We start from the raw sequence: 17,044 nt of genomic DNA on the forward strand, positions 1-17,044 counted from the left end.
TTCTAGAATTTTTTCCACATAATCGTGTACAATATAAACTAACTTAATACCTAACACCTATCATCAAGAATTTAGCGAGTAGTACCATGTTAAATACCGGATAAGGAGTGGTTTTTTGAAGCCTTCAACTAACCGTATGCTAACCCGTATTAAAGCCGTCTACATGTTTATTCATGAAAAGGGAACTGTTTCCACACAGCAGTTGGTCGATGAATTTGGGATTACACCCCGAACCGTCCAACGTGATTTAAATGTGCTGGCATTTAATGACCTGGTTCAAAGTCCAACGAAAGGTAAGTGGACTACTACGCAGAAAAAAGTTAGGTTGACTTCATAGGACTACATATACAAAAAATTGCACAATAAAGCCCCATTCCTCTTCAATCCGGAATGGGGCTCTTCATTATTCATCTTTTTTGTAACAGTTCAAGTTCTTCATCCGTCAATTCACGATACTCTCCAAGCTCCAGGTCTTCGTCAAGTTTCAATTCTCCCATGCTCAAACGCTTCAAATAAGTCACCGTCTTACCAACCGCTTGGAACATCCTTTTCACCTGATGGAACTTGCCTTCGACGATGGTAATCTCGATTTGTGATTCTGGGCCAGCTTCAAGAATTTTTAATTCCGCCGGTAACGTCTCATATCCGTCATCCAGCGTTACACCTTTACGAAAAGCTTGGATATCCTCCTCCGTTACCTCCCCATCAATTTTTGCATAATAGGTTTTAGGCACGTGTTTTTTAGGTGAAAGGAGCTGGTGGGCTAGTTGACCATCATTGGTCAGGAGCAAAAGCCCTTCTGTATCCTTGTCTAAGCGTCCAACAGGAAATGGTTCAAAGATTTTATCTTCTTCTTGCAGGATATCCACCACCGTTTCCTGACGGTGATCTTCAGTTGCAGATAACAGTCCAGGCGGCTTGTGCATCATCAGGTAAATGAACTCACGGTATTCCACAATATCATCATGGACTGTTACCTCCTGCACTTCTGGATCCACATGCACCTTGGCATCCTTCACCACATTTCCATCCACTTTTACCACACCGGTTTTTAGAAGCTTCTTCACTTCTTTTCGCGTTCCAAAACCGCTGTTGGCAAGCATTTTATCCAATCTCATATTTCGTACCGCTCCTTCCATAGGGAAAGAGGCCCCTTTGACTCGAGACCTCTATCCTCTTTCTTTTCTATTTAAAAACGAAAAACGATTACCGAACAGGTACATCAATAAGTTACTTCTGTAGCTGAGGAAGAAGTAGATGCCTGCTCCGACAATACCGCTGACAGCCACAACGATGATGGCTTGTAGACGGCCTTCGCTGTATGGGACGAAGCCTGCCAAGAAATACAGGGCAACAAGCACCGCTCCAATCATCACGATGTTGAAAAGGATCATCAGAAAACCGCGTCTCAGTACCATGGAATAATCAAAATCAGTAAACTTCTTAATCGCCCATAGATTTATCGCAACACTGGCTGTATAACCTATTGCCGTTGCCACAATGGATCCTTCCGCACCCATTAATAGGATAAGTGGATAATTGAGGACCAATTTCAATAACAAGCCGATCGCAAGTCCTACAACCGTATATTTCTGTCTGTTGATGCCTTGCAATACGGAGGCAGTGACTGTGAAAATTGCCAATGGTATGGCGGTCGGTGCATACCAAGTCAATAGCTGTCCACCTATTTCGTCATAGGAAAAGAATGCCGCATATGCTGGTCCTCCTAGGAGGGATAACCCAATACAAGCCGGGACAGTCAAAAAGAGTAAAATCTGCAATGTCACACTAAGTTGCTTTTGCAGACTTTGATGCTGACCATTGATAAATGACTTTGTTATAGCAGGAAGCAGACTCAGTGCAAAAGCTGTCGCCAACGTAATAGGAATCATAATTAATTTCTGACCGTAATTGTTGATGATTCCAAATGCGGTATCAGCATAGATTGCCGTGAATCCTGCTAACACCATTGCATCATTAAAAGAAAATGTATCTATCAATTGATAGAGAGGCATGGCAAGCCCAACAAAAACAAATGGCATCGCATAAGAAATTAGTTCCTTATACATATCTTTATAAGAAAGATCTACTGTTTCAGGGTCTTTTTCAAGCATGGAGTCCAAGTTCTTTTTACGTCTAAACCAGTACCACACTAGTATAACGAGACCTCCAATAGCTCCTATAAAGGCCGCAAATGTTGCAAATCCAATGGCAACGGTCATATCCCCATTTAAAACTTCCAGTATGAAATATAGACTTCCCAATAGGAACACAATTCTTACTAGCTGCTCCACAACTTGGGATATGGCTGTTGGACCCATGGATTCATAGCCTTGAAAAAAGCCACGAATCAAACTCATGATAGGAACCACCAGCAAAGCCACACTTACCATCCTGACGACAAAGGTAATATCCTCATAGGTATGTTTACCTTCTTCTATGATGAGAGGAGAAAGATATGGTGCCAACAGAAACAACGTTAAAAACGAAACAACTCCCGTAATACTCATGACCATAATACCCGATCGGAAAAGTTTCCTGCCAACACTATACTCTCCCAAAGCATTATACTTTGCGACAAACTTGGAGACCGCGAGTGGGACACCAAGTGTAGCGATACTTAAGAAAACAGAATATAACACATAAGCATACGAATAAAGAGCTCCTCCATCATTACCAACCATGGCATGAAACGGAAAAATATAGACTAGGCCAAGTACCCGTGACAGCATCGTACCAACTGTCAAGATCAAGGTACCTCTCAATATATTAGATGTTGACATAAAATCCCTACCTACTACTTGTAACTTTTTGTCTAACCTTTGTATTTTATCACACTTCTTATTATGGAAACACTATATTACCATCCCGCCAGTAAACTTCTAGTTAGTGAAATCTTTGGAAAAGATAGATATGGCGTATCATCTTTCAAGTTTTCTAGATGCTCTTTTGTTACGACCAAGGAGAATTCGCTATAGGCATCTGCGTCCAGTAAGAGTACTCCAGCTTCTTTCTGGCTAAAGATAAGACCGAATTCTTCTTGTTGGTTTAGGCGGATACAAAGAACATAAGCATCCATCTCTTTGTCATAGAGCCATGTATAAGAAAATTTATGTATTTTGGTGGCCATTTCTATAGGCATTGTCGGAACGGAAAGAAGCAGGACCGGGGTTCCATTTTCCTCTGTCCAGCCTCCATCATATGGAATATGTGCTTCAGAAATATTTGGTGAGTATGTCATGGGATACCCCTTTTCTTTAATTTGTAATCTACTAGAAATCATACGGAATGTTGCTCTTTTTGTCCAACAAGAGAATAGAGGGTATAATAGGCAACATGTAAGCAAAATAAAGTTGGTTGGTGAAAAAATGAAATACGATGTGATTATCATAGGCGGCGGTCCTTCAGGTCTTATGGCCTCCATCGCTGCAGCAGAACAAAAAGCAAAAGTATTACTGATAGATAAAGGAAATAAACTTGGGCGGAAGCTTGCCATTTCAGGAGGCGGACGCTGTAATGTGACGAACAGGCTACCTGTAGACGAAATCATCAAACATATCCCGGGTAACGGGAGATTCCTATATAGCGCATTTTCTGAGTTCAATAATGAAGACATCATCAAGTTTTTTGAGAAACTTGGGATACAATTGAAGGAAGAAGATCACGGCAGGATGTTTCCTGTTTCAGACAAAGCTCAGAGTGTGGTTGACGCGATGTTGAACAGAATGAAGGAGTTGCGGGTGGACATTCGAACCAATACGTCTGTGGAAACGGTGGAATATAATGAGGACCGTACCCGTGGCGTTTTGCTTAAAACAGGAGAATTCTTGGAGTGCAGCTGTGTGGTAATTGCAGTTGGTGGAAAATCCGTGCCGCACACCGGTTCCACTGGTGATGGATATCCGTGGGCACGCAAAGCCGGGCATACGATTACTGATTTATTCCCGACAGAGGTCCCCTTGAACTCACAAGAAAAATTCATCCGTGAAAAAAGATTGCAAGGATTGTCCCTGCGCGATGTAGCTTTGAGCGTTTTAAATCCCAAAGGAAAAGTGGTAAAAACACATCAAATGGATATGATTTTCACCCACTTTGGTGTATCTGGCCCTGCCGTATTGCGTTGCAGCCAGTATGTTGTGAAAACGATGAAGAAATTTGGCGTGGATAAAGTCACGATGAATTTGGATGTCATGCCTTCCTTGAATGAAGAAGTAGTGTTTCAACAGCTTAATAAAGCCTTGAAGGAAGAACCAAAAAAAGCCATTAAGAATGTCCTTAAAGGGCTTGTACCTGAGCGTTATTTATTATTTTTATTGGAAGTTTGCGGAATTGACGAGCAGGAGATCGGAGCGACCTTAGCACATGAAAAAATAAGGGAACTCGCAAAAATGTGCAAGCAGTTCCGATTTGAAGTATCCGGCACCCTTTCCATTGAAAAGGCATTTGTAACCGGAGGCGGCGTTTCGGTGAAAGAAGTTCACCCGAAAGAGATGTCCTCCAAATTGAAAGACGGATTATACTTTTGTGGAGAAGTACTTGATATCCATGGATATACTGGTGGTTATAATATCACCTCGGCCTTGGTGACAGGAAGACTTGCAGGCCTGAACGCCGGGAAGAAGGCGGCAAGCCTACGTCGTTACTAATAATACAAAAGACATTACAAATGCTAGTCCTACTCCATACATGCCAAACTCATTGATAAATGATTTACTTTCCTCTTGAAGTACCTCGTTTTGTGTGTGGTGGTTCATAATGAATACATCCTTTCTCTTTTTAGTTTCTGTTTATATGACCTGTTACTAATTAGACGTATGGTGTTACGAAAATGTTTCAATTATTTATGAGTTATTTCAGATATTTATCTATACCCACATAAAAGAACCTGATAAACGTCTTTTTAGGAAGTTTTCAGGTTCTAAATATTACCATTGCCGAGAAGCAATAAATCTGTTCTTCCTCGTCGTTAATACACCCGACTTGGTACTTGATGTCAATCACATCCCTGTCTGACAATCCTTTAAGAAAATCATTTACTGCATCCTCGAGATCCCGCTCATGCTCCTCATCAAACACCCTGATCTGCACCAACCCGGACCCCTCCTTGCATGAATAATAGAACTTGTTTTCTATTACTATATATAGGTGAAAAAGTTGGGTTTTATACTTGGGTTTTGTGGAATTAGAGAAAAAATAGATAGAAAAATAGAAGGAGCTTCGCTTTTTGAATGGGCGGGGCTCCTTTTTTTAAAAACCAAGCAACTGCATGGTTCCTATGTACATGGTTATTGCTGCAATACTCAATGAGATCTTGTTGAATTTTAAAAAGTTGATAGGTGGTCTTTCGTCCCGAAGGTCCCCCACCACTTCCTTGATAAAATCCTTATCCGGGAAATTCTGGAACTCTACTTCTAACCCACTTATTTCAAGGTCTTTCCACTTTATTTTGATGGTTTGATGAGGTTCATCAAAATAATACATAGTAATATAATTGCTACTAATATACTCTTCATTTTCTATAACATCATTTTTATAAGAATACCCTTTGTCCTTAAGATTTCTCTCTAAAATGCCCATGACTTCTTGTGGTACATACTTTTCTATATGTATCTCGTCTTTTTTTCTTTGCATAAACATCATTGCAAGCGGGACCAATAAGGGACCCAGTGTAAAATAGAGCGAATTAACATCCCAGTTTTCTTGAGAGGTCGTGAACCAAATTAGGCCAAGCGTAACAAATCCTGTTATTAGTGGAAATAGTTGAAACTCCTTTTTGTAGAAAACTCGTAATTGCTGCTACTATGAGCATCACACCAAGAAATACAAGGAAAAGTGGGAATATGTTTTGGTCAATGTAGTCCATGTTTAAGGTGGTCTCCCTTCTGGCTGTTAGTTTTGTATATTAATATACGGATGAGTTTGGGAATGGTTTCAATTTTTGGTTAGGAGTGGGTTGAGATTGTAGGTGCGGGATTTGGTGTTTCCTATCCCTTTTAATTTCATATTCCTTATAAGGACCCTGATAATATGATTATTATCAATACGTAAAAACCTCTTTAATTCTGACATCGTTATTTCCGTATTGATTAACAATGCATAATCTATGAGGGCTTGAATATGGGCGTCAGCTGAAAGGAGTAAACAATCAGGACACTTCCATTTCCCATGGATTCTTTGCATCACTACATTAGGCTTGCAATCTGGACATAATACTCCAGTAAGTATGTCACGTGGGAATACCTTATATTTACCTGTTGGGGAGCTTTGAAGTGGTGTATGATCTTTAATTGTAATTTTGAGATTTTATTGAGAGTTTTTTTATCATAATGGCTGTTAGAGTGCTTTCTTATAAGAGGGGCTACTTTTCCTGATAGGGCAGGACTTTTAATTACATGTTTTTCTACGATACTTGGGGAAGAGAGGACTTTTACAATAACTTTAGGATTGGTCAACACAACCAACTTTTCAAAGGGTGCAATAGGTAGATTTTTAAGTTTTACCCATGCCTCTAGTTTATAACATTGGTTGCTAACTTGAAGTATGGGATCTTGTAACGCTTTAAGTGGCTTACTCTCCACTTCTTGTATGAGTTGATGATTTTTTGGATCGAAGTGAATGAGTCCACGTAAGTACTTCACCTCGAGGAGTAAATAGAAGTTTGAAAATAAAATGAGGGTATCTATTTGGAAGTGACTATCTCTATATGGAAGCCGTAAATCATAGAAGATATAATACGGGGTGTCAGTTTCTGGGAGAAGTTTAAGATAATAGTCTAGAGCCTGTTCACCATAAATACCTGCTTCCTTTATTCCTAATTCACTCAATATTTCTTCATACTTTTCGTGATTTGGACGTACCCTTCTCTTCATCGCCCTCAGAATCTGAACTCTTAAGGGTATTTTTCTGTGTTTTTTTATCAAAGTATCACCTCTACTATGGTATGTTTATACTATTAGACATCGTTCTACAAATTTCCTCCTTTTTCTAAGCGGAAATCTCGGTGAGAATTTGATTATGAGGTATAGCGAGTTACTCTCAAGAAAGGATTGTGACTTTTCGGAGGGTTATTATGACTTTTTTGAAGGTGATTGCGACTTTTCCAGACGTTATTGTGACTTTTTCACCAGTTATTGTGATATTTCGGAATCCGGCCAAAATATCAACCAATTCCCATCCTCTTAATTACCAACCTCCTTCTAATAAAACCTAAACACCAGTTACCTATTTTCAGAAAAACCAAAAAACCACCAACCAGCGGCCCATTACTCGCCCACCGGTCAGTGGTCTCACTTATATTATTCTACGTCGCCTTCCCACTCTAGCATGCCGCCGACCATGTTGCGGACTTTGTAGCCTTGGTCTTGCAGGTAGTGGCAGACGTTTTCGCTTCGGCGTCCGGAGCGGCAGATAACAATGTATTCTTTTCCTTTGTCGAGCTTGTCCAGGTTTTCTGGGATATCGCCCATGCGGATGTGTTCTGCTTGTTTGATTTTGCCCATTTCGATTTCTTCGTCTTCGCGAACGTCGACAAGGTAAAGTTCTTCGCCTGCGTCAAGCTTCTTCTTTAACTCACCAGTCGTAATTGTTTGGATCTCTGACATGTGTGAAAACCTCGATTCTATGTAATGTAATGCTAATTACCTCTATTTTAACAAAAAGAAAACAAGACTGCCAAACCGGACGGCGGCAGTCTTGCATTTTCCCATGATTAGTTCGCTACAATGTTCACAAGTTTTCCTGGAACGGCGATGACTTTGCGGACCGTCTTGCCTTCAATGGATTCTTTCACTGTGTCATCTGCAAGGGCGATCTCTTCCATTCTTTCACGTGTGGCATCAGATGGAACGTAAAGCTTTGCTTTTAGCTTACCATTCACTTGAACAACGATTTCGATTTCGTCCTCTACTAGTTTGGACTCGTCGAATGTTGGCCATGCCTCATATGTGATGGTTCCTTCGTTGCCAAGCTTCTCCCAAAGTTCCTCCGCTATATGCGGGCATACTGGGGAAAGCATTTTCACGAAGCCTTCTACGTAATCTTTGGCAATGGTGTCTGCTTTGTAAGCTTCATTGATGAATACCATCATTTGAGATATAGCCGTGTTGAAACGTAGGCCTTCGTAGTCTTCTGTTACTTTTTTCACGGTAGCATGGTACGTTTTCTCAAGAGTATCTTCTTCTGTCACTTCCACAACCTTGGAGCTTAGCTTGCCGTTTTCTTCTACAAACAATCTCCAAACGCGATCCAAGAAGCGACGGGAGCCGTCAAGTCCGTTGGTGGACCATGCGATGGATGCCTCAAGTGGCCCCATGAACATTTCATATAGACGAAGGGTGTCGGCACCGTGGGATTCAACGATGTGATCAGGGTTTACGACATTCCCTTTGGATTTACTCATCTTTTCATTATTTTCCCCTAGGATCATTCCTTGGTTAAATAGCTTTTGGAATGGCTCTTTTGTTGGAACCACACCGATATCGTATAGGAATTTGTGCCAGAAACGTGCGTATAGTAAGTGAAGTACAGCGTGCTCTGCTCCACCGATGTAGATGTCGACTGGCAACCATTCTTTCAATTTTTCTGGGTCAGCTAATTTCTCGCTGTTTTTCGGGTCAATATAGCGCAAGTAGTACCAGCAGCTTCCGCCCCATTGTGGCATCGTGTTAGTTTCGCGACGGCCTCTTTTGCCTGTTTCAGGGTCTACGACATTTACCCAGTCCTCAATGGCAGCAAGCGGGGATTCGCCTGTACCGGATGGACGGATTTCAGATGTTTTTGGTAATACAAGTGGAAGCTGATCTTCCGGTACCGCTGTAGTCGTGCCATCTTCCCAATGAATGATTGGAATCGGCTCGCCCCAGTAACGCTGACGGCTGAACAACCAGTCACGAAGGCGGTAGGATACTTTCTTTTCGCCTTTTGCATTAGCAGCTAACCATTCGATCATGTTGGAAATCGCTTCATCTTTACCAAGGCCATTTAAGAAATCGGAGTTAACGTGTTCGCCATCACCTGTATAGGCTTCCTTGGAAACATCGCCACCTGCAACCACTTCTACGATAGGAAGGTCAAACTTCGTTGCGAATTCCCAGTCACGCTCGTCATGAGCAGGCACTGCCATGATGGCACCAGTTCCATAGCTCATTAATACGTAATCGGCAATCCAGATTGGCAATTTCTCGCCGTTAGCAGGGTTTACAGCAAATGCTCCCGTGAACTCACCGGATTTTTCTTTGGAAAGTTCAGTACGCTCAAGGTCACTCTTGCTTTGGACTTTTGCGATATAGGCTTCTACTGCGTCACGCTGCTCATCAGTTGTGATTTTTTTCACTAACGGATGCTCTGGAGCCAGTACTGCATAAGTGGCGCCGAAAAGTGTGTCCGGACGTGTCGTGAAAACGGTGAAGTTCTCATCTGTCCCGTCGATGCTGAAATGTACATTCGCACCTTCCGAACGGCCAATCCAGTTACGCTGCATATCCTTCAAGCTTTCTGGCCAATCCAACTCGTTCAAGTCTTCCAATAGTCGATCTGCGTATTCTGTGATTCTAAGGATCCATTGTCTCATCGGACGGCGTTCTACGGGATGGCCCCCACGCTCTGATTTCCCGTCGATTACTTCTTCATTTGCTAAAACCGTACCTAGTGCAGGGCACCAGTTTACAGGGACTTCGTCCACATATGCCAAGCCTTTTTCGTAAAGCTTTAAGAAAATCCATTGTGTCCATTTATAGTACTCAGGATCTGTTGTGTTTACTTCACGGTCCCAATCATAGGAGAATCCTAGGGACTTAATTTGTCTGCGGAATGTGTTAATGTTTTGCTCTGTGAATTCTGCAGGATCGTTTCCTGTATCCAAAGCATATTGCTCTGCAGGTAGACCGAATGCATCCCACCCCATTGGATGCAGGACATTTTGTCCTTGCATACGCTTCATGCGTGAAAGGATATCTGTTGCTGTGTAACCTTCCGGGTGACCTACGTGCAGGCCTGCGCCGGATGGGTAAGGGAACATGTCTAGTGCGTAGAATTTCTCTTTCCCTTTTTCCTCGTGTGTTTTAAATGTTTTATTTTCTTCCCAATACTTTTGCCACTTTATTTCAATGGACTGATGGTGAAATGACATCTTTTCTTCCTCCTGATAATTCAAATGGATAGGCTGTTATTCTTCATTAATTTGTTTGTTTATTTGAAGTTTGATCGTTTCTTTACGCTTCAGGCACTCGCCTTATGCTCCAATCCACTCAAATGTTTAACTTTAACGTAAAAATAATTTTTAAAAAACAGCCGATAAATACAAAAAACCCCTCATCCCAATAAAGGGACGAGAGGTTTGAATATACTTAACCTACCGCGGTACCACCCAGATTATTGTCACAGCTACACCATGACAATCACTCGAATCCTTAACGCGGATGATACGGCGAAATATTACTACCTTCTGCATGAAGGGTTCACACTTGCTACTCCAAGGCGAGTTCATGTACGATCGTTTGTTGACTTCCACCACCCGTCAACTCTCTATGCTCGTTTCGTCCACTACTAATCCTTTTCAACGTATAAATTTTAGTTGTTAGTTTGTATTGTAATGAATTTGCTTAAAAACTGCAAGGGGTATTTTCCCTATCCATTATAAACGTTTTTCGGAAATGTATTCCATGCCATGTCACAGTAGCTTTAGCAACAGGATGATACCTTTTCGTTCTGGCTTTCGTTGCAGCAATCCTCTTTTTTCACTTCTTCACAACATACGCGGTCTTCCTTCACTTCTATGATTTCCACTTCACAACAGTTGGATTCTTTCTTTTTTAAAAATGAGAACATATCTTTTCCTCCTTTGTGTTAAATCAATATTTTTTGATTTATTATACAAAATTAATTTTGTGCACAGCATGGATCTTTTTGTTGACTCTGGCTGTGTCTGATAACTTGGGCATATAAGTTTTGCAGATAGCTGATCATGTTTATTCTTCTTCCATTAGATTCCATTGCCAATCGGCTGTCATGTTGCAAGCTCTCTACTCTTTGTTCGTTCAATTTTGAAAGTGTATATGGATGTGTGTTCATATTCTTCCCTCCTTCTTATATCAAATATAATTGATTAATTAGTTTTATTATATGTGCGGAGGAAAAATTATGCAACTAATAGATCAAAAAAATTGATTTTATTTTTCGACAGCTACATATTAGAGTTTAAATACAAAAAGCCCCAGGTTCCACCTTCCTTAAAAAGTGGTAACCTGAGACTCAACCCATCAAAAGATTATTGCACCGTATATCCACCATCTATCACGACTGCTTGCCCGGTAACGCCTCCAGCCGCGTCGCTGCTTAAAAACATTGCATAATCGGCAATCTCCTTCACTTGCAGCAGTCTGCGCTGCGGGACAAGTGGGTAAATGACCTCTTCCAATACTTTTTCCAACGGTACCTTCCGTGTCTCTGCCAGATCCTTCAGCTGTCCTCGGACTAGCGGAGTATCCACATACCCAGGGCACAATGCATTAACAGTGATTCCATCGGCGGCTCCCTCTAAGGCAGAGACTTTTGTCAAACCAATGACTCCGTGTTTGGCACTGTTATATGCTGCCTTCCCTGCAAATCCGATCAAGCCGTTAATGGAAGCCATATTTAATATCCTCCCGAACCCTTGGGCTTTCATGACCGGAAAAGCGTGCTTTGTAGCGACAAAAGGTGCCACAAGCATGACTCGTGTCAGTAACTCGAATTTTTCTGTAGGGAATTCTTCAATCATAGATACATATTGCAATCCTGCATTATTTATCAGTACATCCAACCGTCCAAACTCAGAGACCGTTGCATCAATCACAGATTTCAACTCTTCTTCCGAAGTTACATCACAACGTAAACCCATTGCTGTGAACCCCAGACGGTTCAAGCCTTCTCCTGCTTCTACAACGTTCTCCTCATTCAGATCAGTCAAAACAACTTTTGCTCCAGCTTCGGCAAAACGTTTTCCTATTTCGTATCCTATTCCTTGGGCTGCTCCGGTGATGAGAACAACTTTATCTTTAACCAATGCCCCAAACTCCCTTCGAAGTAAATATTAGATTCCAAGTCCCATAGAGAACAATGCAATAGCTAACGCCAAGCCGATTAACGGAACGATGACTGTCACTGCTGCAACCGGGCCATATGCCGCCTGATGCGTCTCTCCACAGATGGCACGGACAGTCGTTACGACATAACCGTTATGTGGCAAGGAATCGAGTGCCCCGGATGAAATGGCTACTGTACGATGCAGCGCTTCAGGATTGACTCCCATATCGATATAATGAGGGGCAATCAACGGCAAGGCGATTACTTGCCCACCTGAAGCAGATCCCGTCATACCTGCAATGACACTTACTGCGATTGCCGCCCCGATTAGTGGACTGCCTGGGATATTCGTCATTGCTTCAACCACTGTACCAAATGCCGGAACCGCTTTGGCAACTCCACCGAACCCGACTACTGCCGCCGTGTTACCAATGGCAATTAAAGCACCCATCGTTCCTTCAGATATCGCATTCCAGAAATTCTTGAAGTACTTTCTTCCTAGTATATAGGTAGTGATGATTCCTCCGAGCAATGCAACGATCAACGCAGATTGCATAAGGGAATCATGGAAAATGAATGAAATAACAAGAACAACAAACAACGGGATAAAACTTAAAAACGGATTAGGAAGTGGTCTTTCCCCATCGATTGTTGGATCGCTATCTCTAGAAACAAACGTCTCACCGCGACCAACCGCCTTGGAAATCATGCGCTTTAACCACCAGTAACCAAAAATCATCATAAACACGGCTACAAGTGCACTCACTTCCCAGCCTGCATATGGACTTGTGCCCAGATACTGAATAGGAATCCAGTTTTGAATCTCAGGAGACCCCGCAGAAGTCATGGTAAATGTTACAGAACCAAAAGCAAGTGCCGCCGGAATGAATCGGCGCGGCAGGTTCGCTTGCTTGAACAAACTGATTGCCATCGGATAAACGGAGAAGGCTACTACGAATAAACTAACTCCCCCATAGGTTAAGATTGCACATGCTGCGACAATGGCCAAAACAGCAAAACGCATACCAAGTTTATCAACAACAAGCTTGGATACGGAATCCGCCGCTCCGCTGTCCTCCATCACCTTTCCAAAAATGGCACCAAGTAAGAACATCAGGTACCAGGATGTCACAAAGGATGAGAAACCGCCCATATAACTGCTGACAAAGTTGACCTCTCCTTCACCTACAAGTTGTGGAAATAATGGCATCCCACTTAATAGTGCAACAAACAATGCCGATAATGGGCCAACCACCAATAGGTTCATGCCTCTCATCGTTAGAAAAATCAATAATGCCAAACCGCCGATAAGACCAATCATACTCCACATCTGTCTTTCCCCCTCTACTTAGGTAAACGCTTTCATTATCCAAAAAGCAAATACCTTTGTTTTTGTCTTCCGAAAATACTAATGCAAGAAGCGTGCCAACTTACAAAGTTAATTGTTTCAATATTTTGAACAAAGTTTTTTTCCGGAAATCTGGACAAAAGCAGACGAACTGGTATTAAACAAAGGATTCCAGAATCCCGGAATACTTTCCGGTTTCCTGGAATCCTTCTACTCATCCTAATTCTTTTTTTCATTGAATGGAGTATTTTTTCAACTTTTCATAAAGACTTGATTTACTGATACCAAGCTGCTTGGCAGCCATCATCTTATCATTTTGATATTTTTCCAACGTTTGAGTCAATGCCTGCTTTTCTGCATCTTCCATGGTTTCCTTTAACGGCTTGGACCCAATCGGAATAGAAAAGGAATCTGTCAGGTAATCTGGGAGTGCCTCTAATGTCAGCTTTTCGCCTGTCGATAAGTGAACGGCTGCCTGGATGACATTCTCTAGCTCCCGGATATTTCCCGGCCAACGATAACGTGATAATGCTACCAAGGCATCATCCGCCACAGAAGTGACTCTCCTGCCGGTACGCTTGCAGATTTTCTGAATAAAATGCTCCACAAGCTGCGGAATATCCTCTGTTCGTTCACTTAACGCTGGAATATGAAACGGGATGACATGAATTCTATAATAAAGGTCTTCACGGAACCGCTTCTCCTCCATCATCTTTTCCAAAGGACGGTTGGTGGCAGCAATGACACGGACATTCACCTGTACCGGCTTAATCGCACCAACCGGCTCCACTTCTCCTTCCTGCAATGCACGCAAAAGCTTAATTTGCATGGGCAGGGACATATCCCCGATCTCATCCAGGAAAAGGGTGCCGCCGTCGGCTAGTAGAAACTTCCCTTTCTTCCCGCCCTTCTTCGCTCCCGTAAATGCCCCTTCTTCATAACCGAACAATTCCGACTCCAGAAGGTGCTCTGGTATCGCTGCGCAATTCAATTTGATAAAAGGCATCTGGCTGCGGTTGCTTAACTGGTGGAGGCTGTGTGCAAACAATTCCTTCCCTGTTCCACTCTCACCCCGGATCAGGATGGAAACATCACTGGCAGCGATCTGTTTCACCTTATCTTTCAATAATCGGATAAGCTTAGAGTTTCCGATAATGTCCTCAAGCGTGTATTTCACCCCGGTCTGTTGCTCATATTCCTGCAGATAGTTCCGGATCCGACCGAGCATGCTTTTGACATGACTGTTCATCTTATCCCATTCGCTCGTATCCCGGAAAATGACCGTTCCGTATGCTCCTATCACTTCTTTGTTCTTATTAAAAATCGGCACACGATTGGCAATCATATAATTCCCTTTAATATATTGAAGGTCTGCCAGCTCTTCCTTGCCGGTCTTGACCACTTCATGCATACGTGTATTTTCTATTACTTCGGTCACATGCTTGCCGATTACTTCTTTATTGTCCACCCCAATAAACTCACAATAACTATCATTCATATAGATGATATTACCTTCATGATTGACGACCACTATCCACTCAAACGCATTTGCAATGATAGTATCCATCATTTCCTCTGTTAGTAAGCTTTCTTTTACTCCCATCTTATACCCCTCCTGCATAACTAAAATAAATATATCACAAAAGTCTGACGATTATGAGAGCGATTATATAATCATCAATAGTACAAATTTGATAGAATAGAAGTATCAAACAATTGATCGTGAGGAATGCATCATGCCGGATTGGTCTTATCATGGAATATTCAGGCCTGTATTAAAAAAAATTCCCCCAATATGGGCGAGGGAATTTATTCACCGTGGGATGAATATAATTGCCTCCCTTCCCCTTGGTGTAGGCGGACATATTATTAATTTTCTTGGCAGGGAGGAAAGCTCCCCTCATCTAGAAAAAGAGCACATGAATATCAGCTTCCAGAACCCGGTTGGATTATCGGGTGTTCTAGATCCCAATCTCAGTGGCACGCGAGCATTCTCGAACCTTGGATTTGGATTTTTGGAAATCGGACCAGTAACATGGGAACCGACAGGGAACGGGGAAGCGCCAATAGTGAAGGAGGAAGCTCAGTCCATTCTCTTTCCAAAAGAATCGATAGGTTTCCAAGCAACCAAGGAAAAGCTAAAGAAGCTTCCACGTAAACAACCATTGCTAATTAGACTTCAGGGCAGCCAACAGGAAATAAAAGTAATGGCTGAAGGATTAGAACAATTTGCGATAGGTTTCATCGTGGAGGCTTCTGAAAGGATTGACATAGGATTTACCGATAAACCTGTACTCTTATCGGTAAAAAATCCAAATAGCCTTTCGCTGACAAGCTTAACCTCTTTTTCCGGATTGATTGTGGAAGAAACAAACGGATTTGAAAACCTTAAAAAGGAAATCACCCAATTGAGATCACTTGGATGGAATAAAACCATCATTAGTTCAGGAGGAATACATGAACCGCTTCAAGCCATTGAATTGGCTGATGTTGGTGCAGATATGTTGATGGTAAAAGAAGGCTATGTCTTCTCGGGACCGGGACTAACCAAGCGAATCAAGGAATCCTTTTTAGATAAGGAGGGGAATACCAATCCATCTCAGGATGGTTGGTTTTCTTACTGGCTTTTCGGTTTGTTCATTCTGGCTGGAGGGTTGTTGGCCCTTCTTTTCAGCATCACTTCTATCATTCTTCCATATGATGAACACTTTCTAAGAATGAAAAAAGAAGAAATTTGGATGTTCAATGAGCGTATCATGCTGTTTATGGCGCATGACAGGATGACCCTTGCAGGAACGATGATTTCCGGTGGGATTGTGTATATGCAACTGGCCAAACATGGAGTCAAAAAAGGCTTGAAATGGGCTAAAGAGGCCATTGACCTTGCCGCAATAGTCGGCTTTCTAGGAATCTTTGCATTTATCGGCTACGGCTATTTCGACTGGTTGCACCTATTATTTTGGTTAATCCTATTGCCATTTTACCTTCACGGTTATAGGAAGACAAAACGAATATCCGGTACACCCTCCTCTCCTAATAGGCTTAATAACAAGAGTTGGAAAGTGGGTATCTTTGGACAACTGGCATTTGTCGTTTTAGGGTTTTCCTTTGTAATGGGAGGCGTGATTATATCCGGTATTGGGGTATCCTCAGTATTTGTGGCAACGGATATTCAGTATATTTGTATGCCACCCGAGATGCTAGAACGCTTCAATCAAAATCTGATACCAGTTCTTGCCCATGATCGAGCTGGCTTCGGTAGCGCTCTTTTAAGTGTCGGACTCCTGGTATTGACCTTGGCACTATGGGGATACCAGCAAGGGAACCAGTGGGTATGGTGGACTTTCTTGATCGGAGGACTACCTGCTTTCATTGCTGGCATTTACATTCACTTTGCGATAGGGTATACCACATTCATTCACCTGCTTCCAGCCTATTTTGCTCTAGGGTTATACCTTACAGGATTAGTATTATCCTATCGTTTTTTACATAGAAAATAAGATTAACTACCACGGCAATGTCAGTAGAGGCATTGCTTTTATTATTATTTACCAAAACATACCTTATACTCAGGACCATAGAACTAATCAAAAATTAATAGTTTTTTAATATAATAGAAATTGACTTAAAATTTGA

The 17,044-nt window shown here is 42.0% G+C and carries 17 protein-coding genes and 1 other annotated feature; of the genes, 3 read left to right on the forward strand and 14 right to left on the reverse strand.

Annotated elements, in window-relative coordinates; genetic code table 11:
- The first annotated feature begins 115 nt into the window (after positions 1-115).
- Entirely contained in the window at positions 116-337 is a 222-nt protein-coding gene (locus MKY77_RS19575; protein ID WP_010195377.1) for a DeoR family transcriptional regulator, read from the forward strand.
- A 70-nt stretch (positions 338-407) separates the two neighbouring features.
- Here the strand turns inward: MKY77_RS19575 and MKY77_RS19580 are convergent, their stop codons facing one another.
- The 3 genes from MKY77_RS19580 to MKY77_RS19590 all read right to left on the reverse strand — a co-directional run bounded on the left by MKY77_RS19580 (position 408) and on the right by MKY77_RS19590 (position 3,241).
- A complete protein-coding gene (locus MKY77_RS19580; RefSeq protein WP_339147327.1) occupies positions 408-1,118 on the reverse strand; it encodes a pseudouridine synthase in 711 nt (236 codons plus the stop codon).
- A 51-nt stretch (positions 1,119-1,169) separates the two neighbouring features.
- Positions 1,170-2,783 carry a polysaccharide biosynthesis protein gene (locus MKY77_RS19585; protein WP_339147329.1) on the reverse strand — a complete coding sequence of 538 codons (1,614 nt, stop codon included), beginning with the start codon at positions 2,781-2,783 and terminating at the stop codon, positions 1,170-1,172.
- A gap of 77 nt (positions 2,784-2,860) precedes the next feature.
- On the reverse strand, positions 2,861-3,241 hold the full coding sequence (locus tag MKY77_RS19590; RefSeq protein WP_339147330.1) for a hypothetical protein: 381 nt from the start codon (positions 3,239-3,241) through the stop codon (positions 2,861-2,863).
- Positions 3,242-3,368: 127 nt separating this feature from the next.
- On the opposite strand from MKY77_RS19590, the gene MKY77_RS19595 reads away from it, so the two are divergent.
- Positions 3,369-4,646: an NAD(P)/FAD-dependent oxidoreductase gene (locus tag MKY77_RS19595; RefSeq protein WP_339149865.1), complete on the forward strand. Its 1,278-nt coding sequence runs from the start codon at positions 3,369-3,371 to the stop codon at positions 4,644-4,646.
- Here MKY77_RS19595 and MKY77_RS19600 read toward each other — a convergent pair.
- The 11 genes from MKY77_RS19600 to MKY77_RS19650 all read right to left on the reverse strand — a co-directional run bounded on the left by MKY77_RS19600 (position 4,632) and on the right by MKY77_RS19650 (position 15,011).
- Positions 4,632-4,754: a hypothetical protein gene (locus MKY77_RS19600; RefSeq protein ID WP_262372513.1), complete on the reverse strand. Its 123-nt coding sequence runs from the start codon at positions 4,752-4,754 to the stop codon at positions 4,632-4,634. The genes MKY77_RS19595 and MKY77_RS19600 overlap by 15 nt on opposite strands.
- 157 nt (positions 4,755-4,911) lie before the next feature.
- A complete protein-coding gene (locus MKY77_RS19605; protein WP_010195371.1) occupies positions 4,912-5,091 on the reverse strand; it encodes a sporulation protein Cse60 in 180 nt (59 codons plus the stop codon).
- A gap of 156 nt (positions 5,092-5,247) precedes the next feature.
- Positions 5,248-5,631, reverse strand: a complete 384-nt coding sequence (locus MKY77_RS19610) for a hypothetical protein (RefSeq protein WP_339147333.1) — start codon at positions 5,629-5,631, stop codon at positions 5,248-5,250.
- Positions 5,632-6,182: 551 nt separating this feature from the next.
- Positions 6,183-6,920, reverse strand: coding sequence for a nuclease-related domain-containing protein (locus MKY77_RS19615; protein WP_339147335.1), 738 nt, complete (start codon positions 6,918-6,920; stop codon positions 6,183-6,185).
- A gap of 375 nt (positions 6,921-7,295) precedes the next feature.
- Positions 7,296-7,601 carry a rhodanese-like domain-containing protein gene (locus tag MKY77_RS19620; RefSeq protein WP_339147337.1) on the reverse strand — a complete coding sequence of 102 codons (306 nt, stop codon included), beginning with the start codon at positions 7,599-7,601 and terminating at the stop codon, positions 7,296-7,298.
- 107 nt (positions 7,602-7,708) lie between these two features.
- The gene (leuS, locus tag MKY77_RS19625) at positions 7,709-10,126 is read right to left on the reverse strand and encodes a leucine--tRNA ligase (RefSeq protein WP_339147338.1); all 2,418 of its coding nucleotides are present in this window, start codon (positions 10,124-10,126) and stop codon (positions 7,709-7,711) included.
- Between the two features lie 191 nt (positions 10,127-10,317).
- Positions 10,318-10,565: a binding site (T-box leader), on the reverse strand.
- Positions 10,566-10,677: 112 nt separating this feature from the next.
- Positions 10,678-10,824 (reverse strand): hypothetical protein, encoded by a 147-nt coding sequence (locus tag MKY77_RS19630; RefSeq protein ID WP_339147339.1) that lies wholly within the window; start codon positions 10,822-10,824, stop codon positions 10,678-10,680.
- Positions 10,825-10,875: 51 nt separating this feature from the next.
- On the reverse strand, positions 10,876-11,067 hold the full coding sequence (locus MKY77_RS19635; RefSeq protein WP_339147340.1) for a hypothetical protein: 192 nt from the start codon (positions 11,065-11,067) through the stop codon (positions 10,876-10,878).
- Positions 11,068-11,263: 196 nt separating this feature from the next.
- Complete coding sequence (locus tag MKY77_RS19640; protein WP_339147342.1) at positions 11,264-12,040, reverse strand: 3-hydroxybutyrate dehydrogenase; 777 nt, start codon at positions 12,038-12,040, stop codon at positions 11,264-11,266.
- A 27-nt stretch (positions 12,041-12,067) separates the two neighbouring features.
- Positions 12,068-13,390: a GntP family permease gene (locus MKY77_RS19645; RefSeq protein ID WP_339147343.1), complete on the reverse strand. Its 1,323-nt coding sequence runs from the start codon at positions 13,388-13,390 to the stop codon at positions 12,068-12,070.
- A 250-nt stretch (positions 13,391-13,640) separates the two neighbouring features.
- A complete protein-coding gene (locus MKY77_RS19650) occupies positions 13,641-15,011 on the reverse strand; it encodes a sigma 54-interacting transcriptional regulator (protein WP_339147344.1) in 1,371 nt (456 codons plus the stop codon).
- Between the two features lie 220 nt (positions 15,012-15,231).
- On the opposite strand from MKY77_RS19650, the gene MKY77_RS19655 reads away from it, so the two are divergent.
- A complete protein-coding gene (locus MKY77_RS19655; protein ID WP_342515453.1) occupies positions 15,232-16,908 on the forward strand; it encodes a dihydroorotate dehydrogenase in 1,677 nt (558 codons plus the stop codon).
- The last annotated feature ends 136 nt before the right edge of the window (positions 16,909-17,044 follow it).

It is taken from the genome of Sutcliffiella sp. FSL R7-0096, assembly GCF_038595065.1.
In the GTDB taxonomy this organism is placed as follows: domain Bacteria; phylum Bacillota; class Bacilli; order Bacillales; family Bacillaceae_I; genus Sutcliffiella_A.

Excerpts from the sequence above, each read along its gene's own strand:
- MKY77_RS19655 (WP_342515453.1), top strand. The coding sequence starts at position 15,232 with ATGAATATAATTGCCTCCCTTCCCCTTGGTGTAGGCGGACATATTATT.
- MKY77_RS19600 (WP_262372513.1), bottom strand. The coding sequence starts at position 4,754 with ATGAACCACCACACACAAAACGAGGTACTTCAAGAGGAAAGTAAATCA.
- MKY77_RS19620 (WP_339147337.1), bottom strand. The coding sequence starts at position 7,601 with ATGTCAGAGATCCAAACAATTACGACTGGTGAGTTAAAGAAGAAGCTT.
- MKY77_RS19650 (WP_339147344.1), bottom strand. The coding sequence starts at position 15,011 with ATGGGAGTAAAAGAAAGCTTACTAACAGAGGAAATGATGGATACTATC.
- MKY77_RS19645 (WP_339147343.1), bottom strand. The coding sequence starts at position 13,390 with ATGTGGAGTATGATTGGTCTTATCGGCGGTTTGGCATTATTGATTTTT.
- MKY77_RS19610 (WP_339147333.1), bottom strand. The coding sequence starts at position 5,631 with ATGCAAAGAAAAAAAGACGAGATACATATAGAAAAGTATGTACCACAA.
- MKY77_RS19585 (WP_339147329.1), bottom strand. The coding sequence starts at position 2,783 with ATGTCAACATCTAATATATTGAGAGGTACCTTGATCTTGACAGTTGGT.
- MKY77_RS19590 (WP_339147330.1), bottom strand. The coding sequence starts at position 3,241 with ATGACATACTCACCAAATATTTCTGAAGCACATATTCCATATGATGGA.
- MKY77_RS19630 (WP_339147339.1), bottom strand. The coding sequence starts at position 10,824 with ATGTTCTCATTTTTAAAAAAGAAAGAATCCAACTGTTGTGAAGTGGAA.
- MKY77_RS19635 (WP_339147340.1), bottom strand. The coding sequence starts at position 11,067 with ATGAACACACATCCATATACACTTTCAAAATTGAACGAACAAAGAGTA.
- MKY77_RS19595 (WP_339149865.1), top strand. The coding sequence starts at position 3,369 with ATGAAATACGATGTGATTATCATAGGCGGCGGTCCTTCAGGTCTTATG.
- MKY77_RS19580 (WP_339147327.1), bottom strand. The coding sequence starts at position 1,118 with ATGAGATTGGATAAAATGCTTGCCAACAGCGGTTTTGGAACGCGAAAA.
- leuS (WP_339147338.1), bottom strand. The coding sequence starts at position 10,126 with ATGTCATTTCACCATCAGTCCATTGAAATAAAGTGGCAAAAGTATTGG.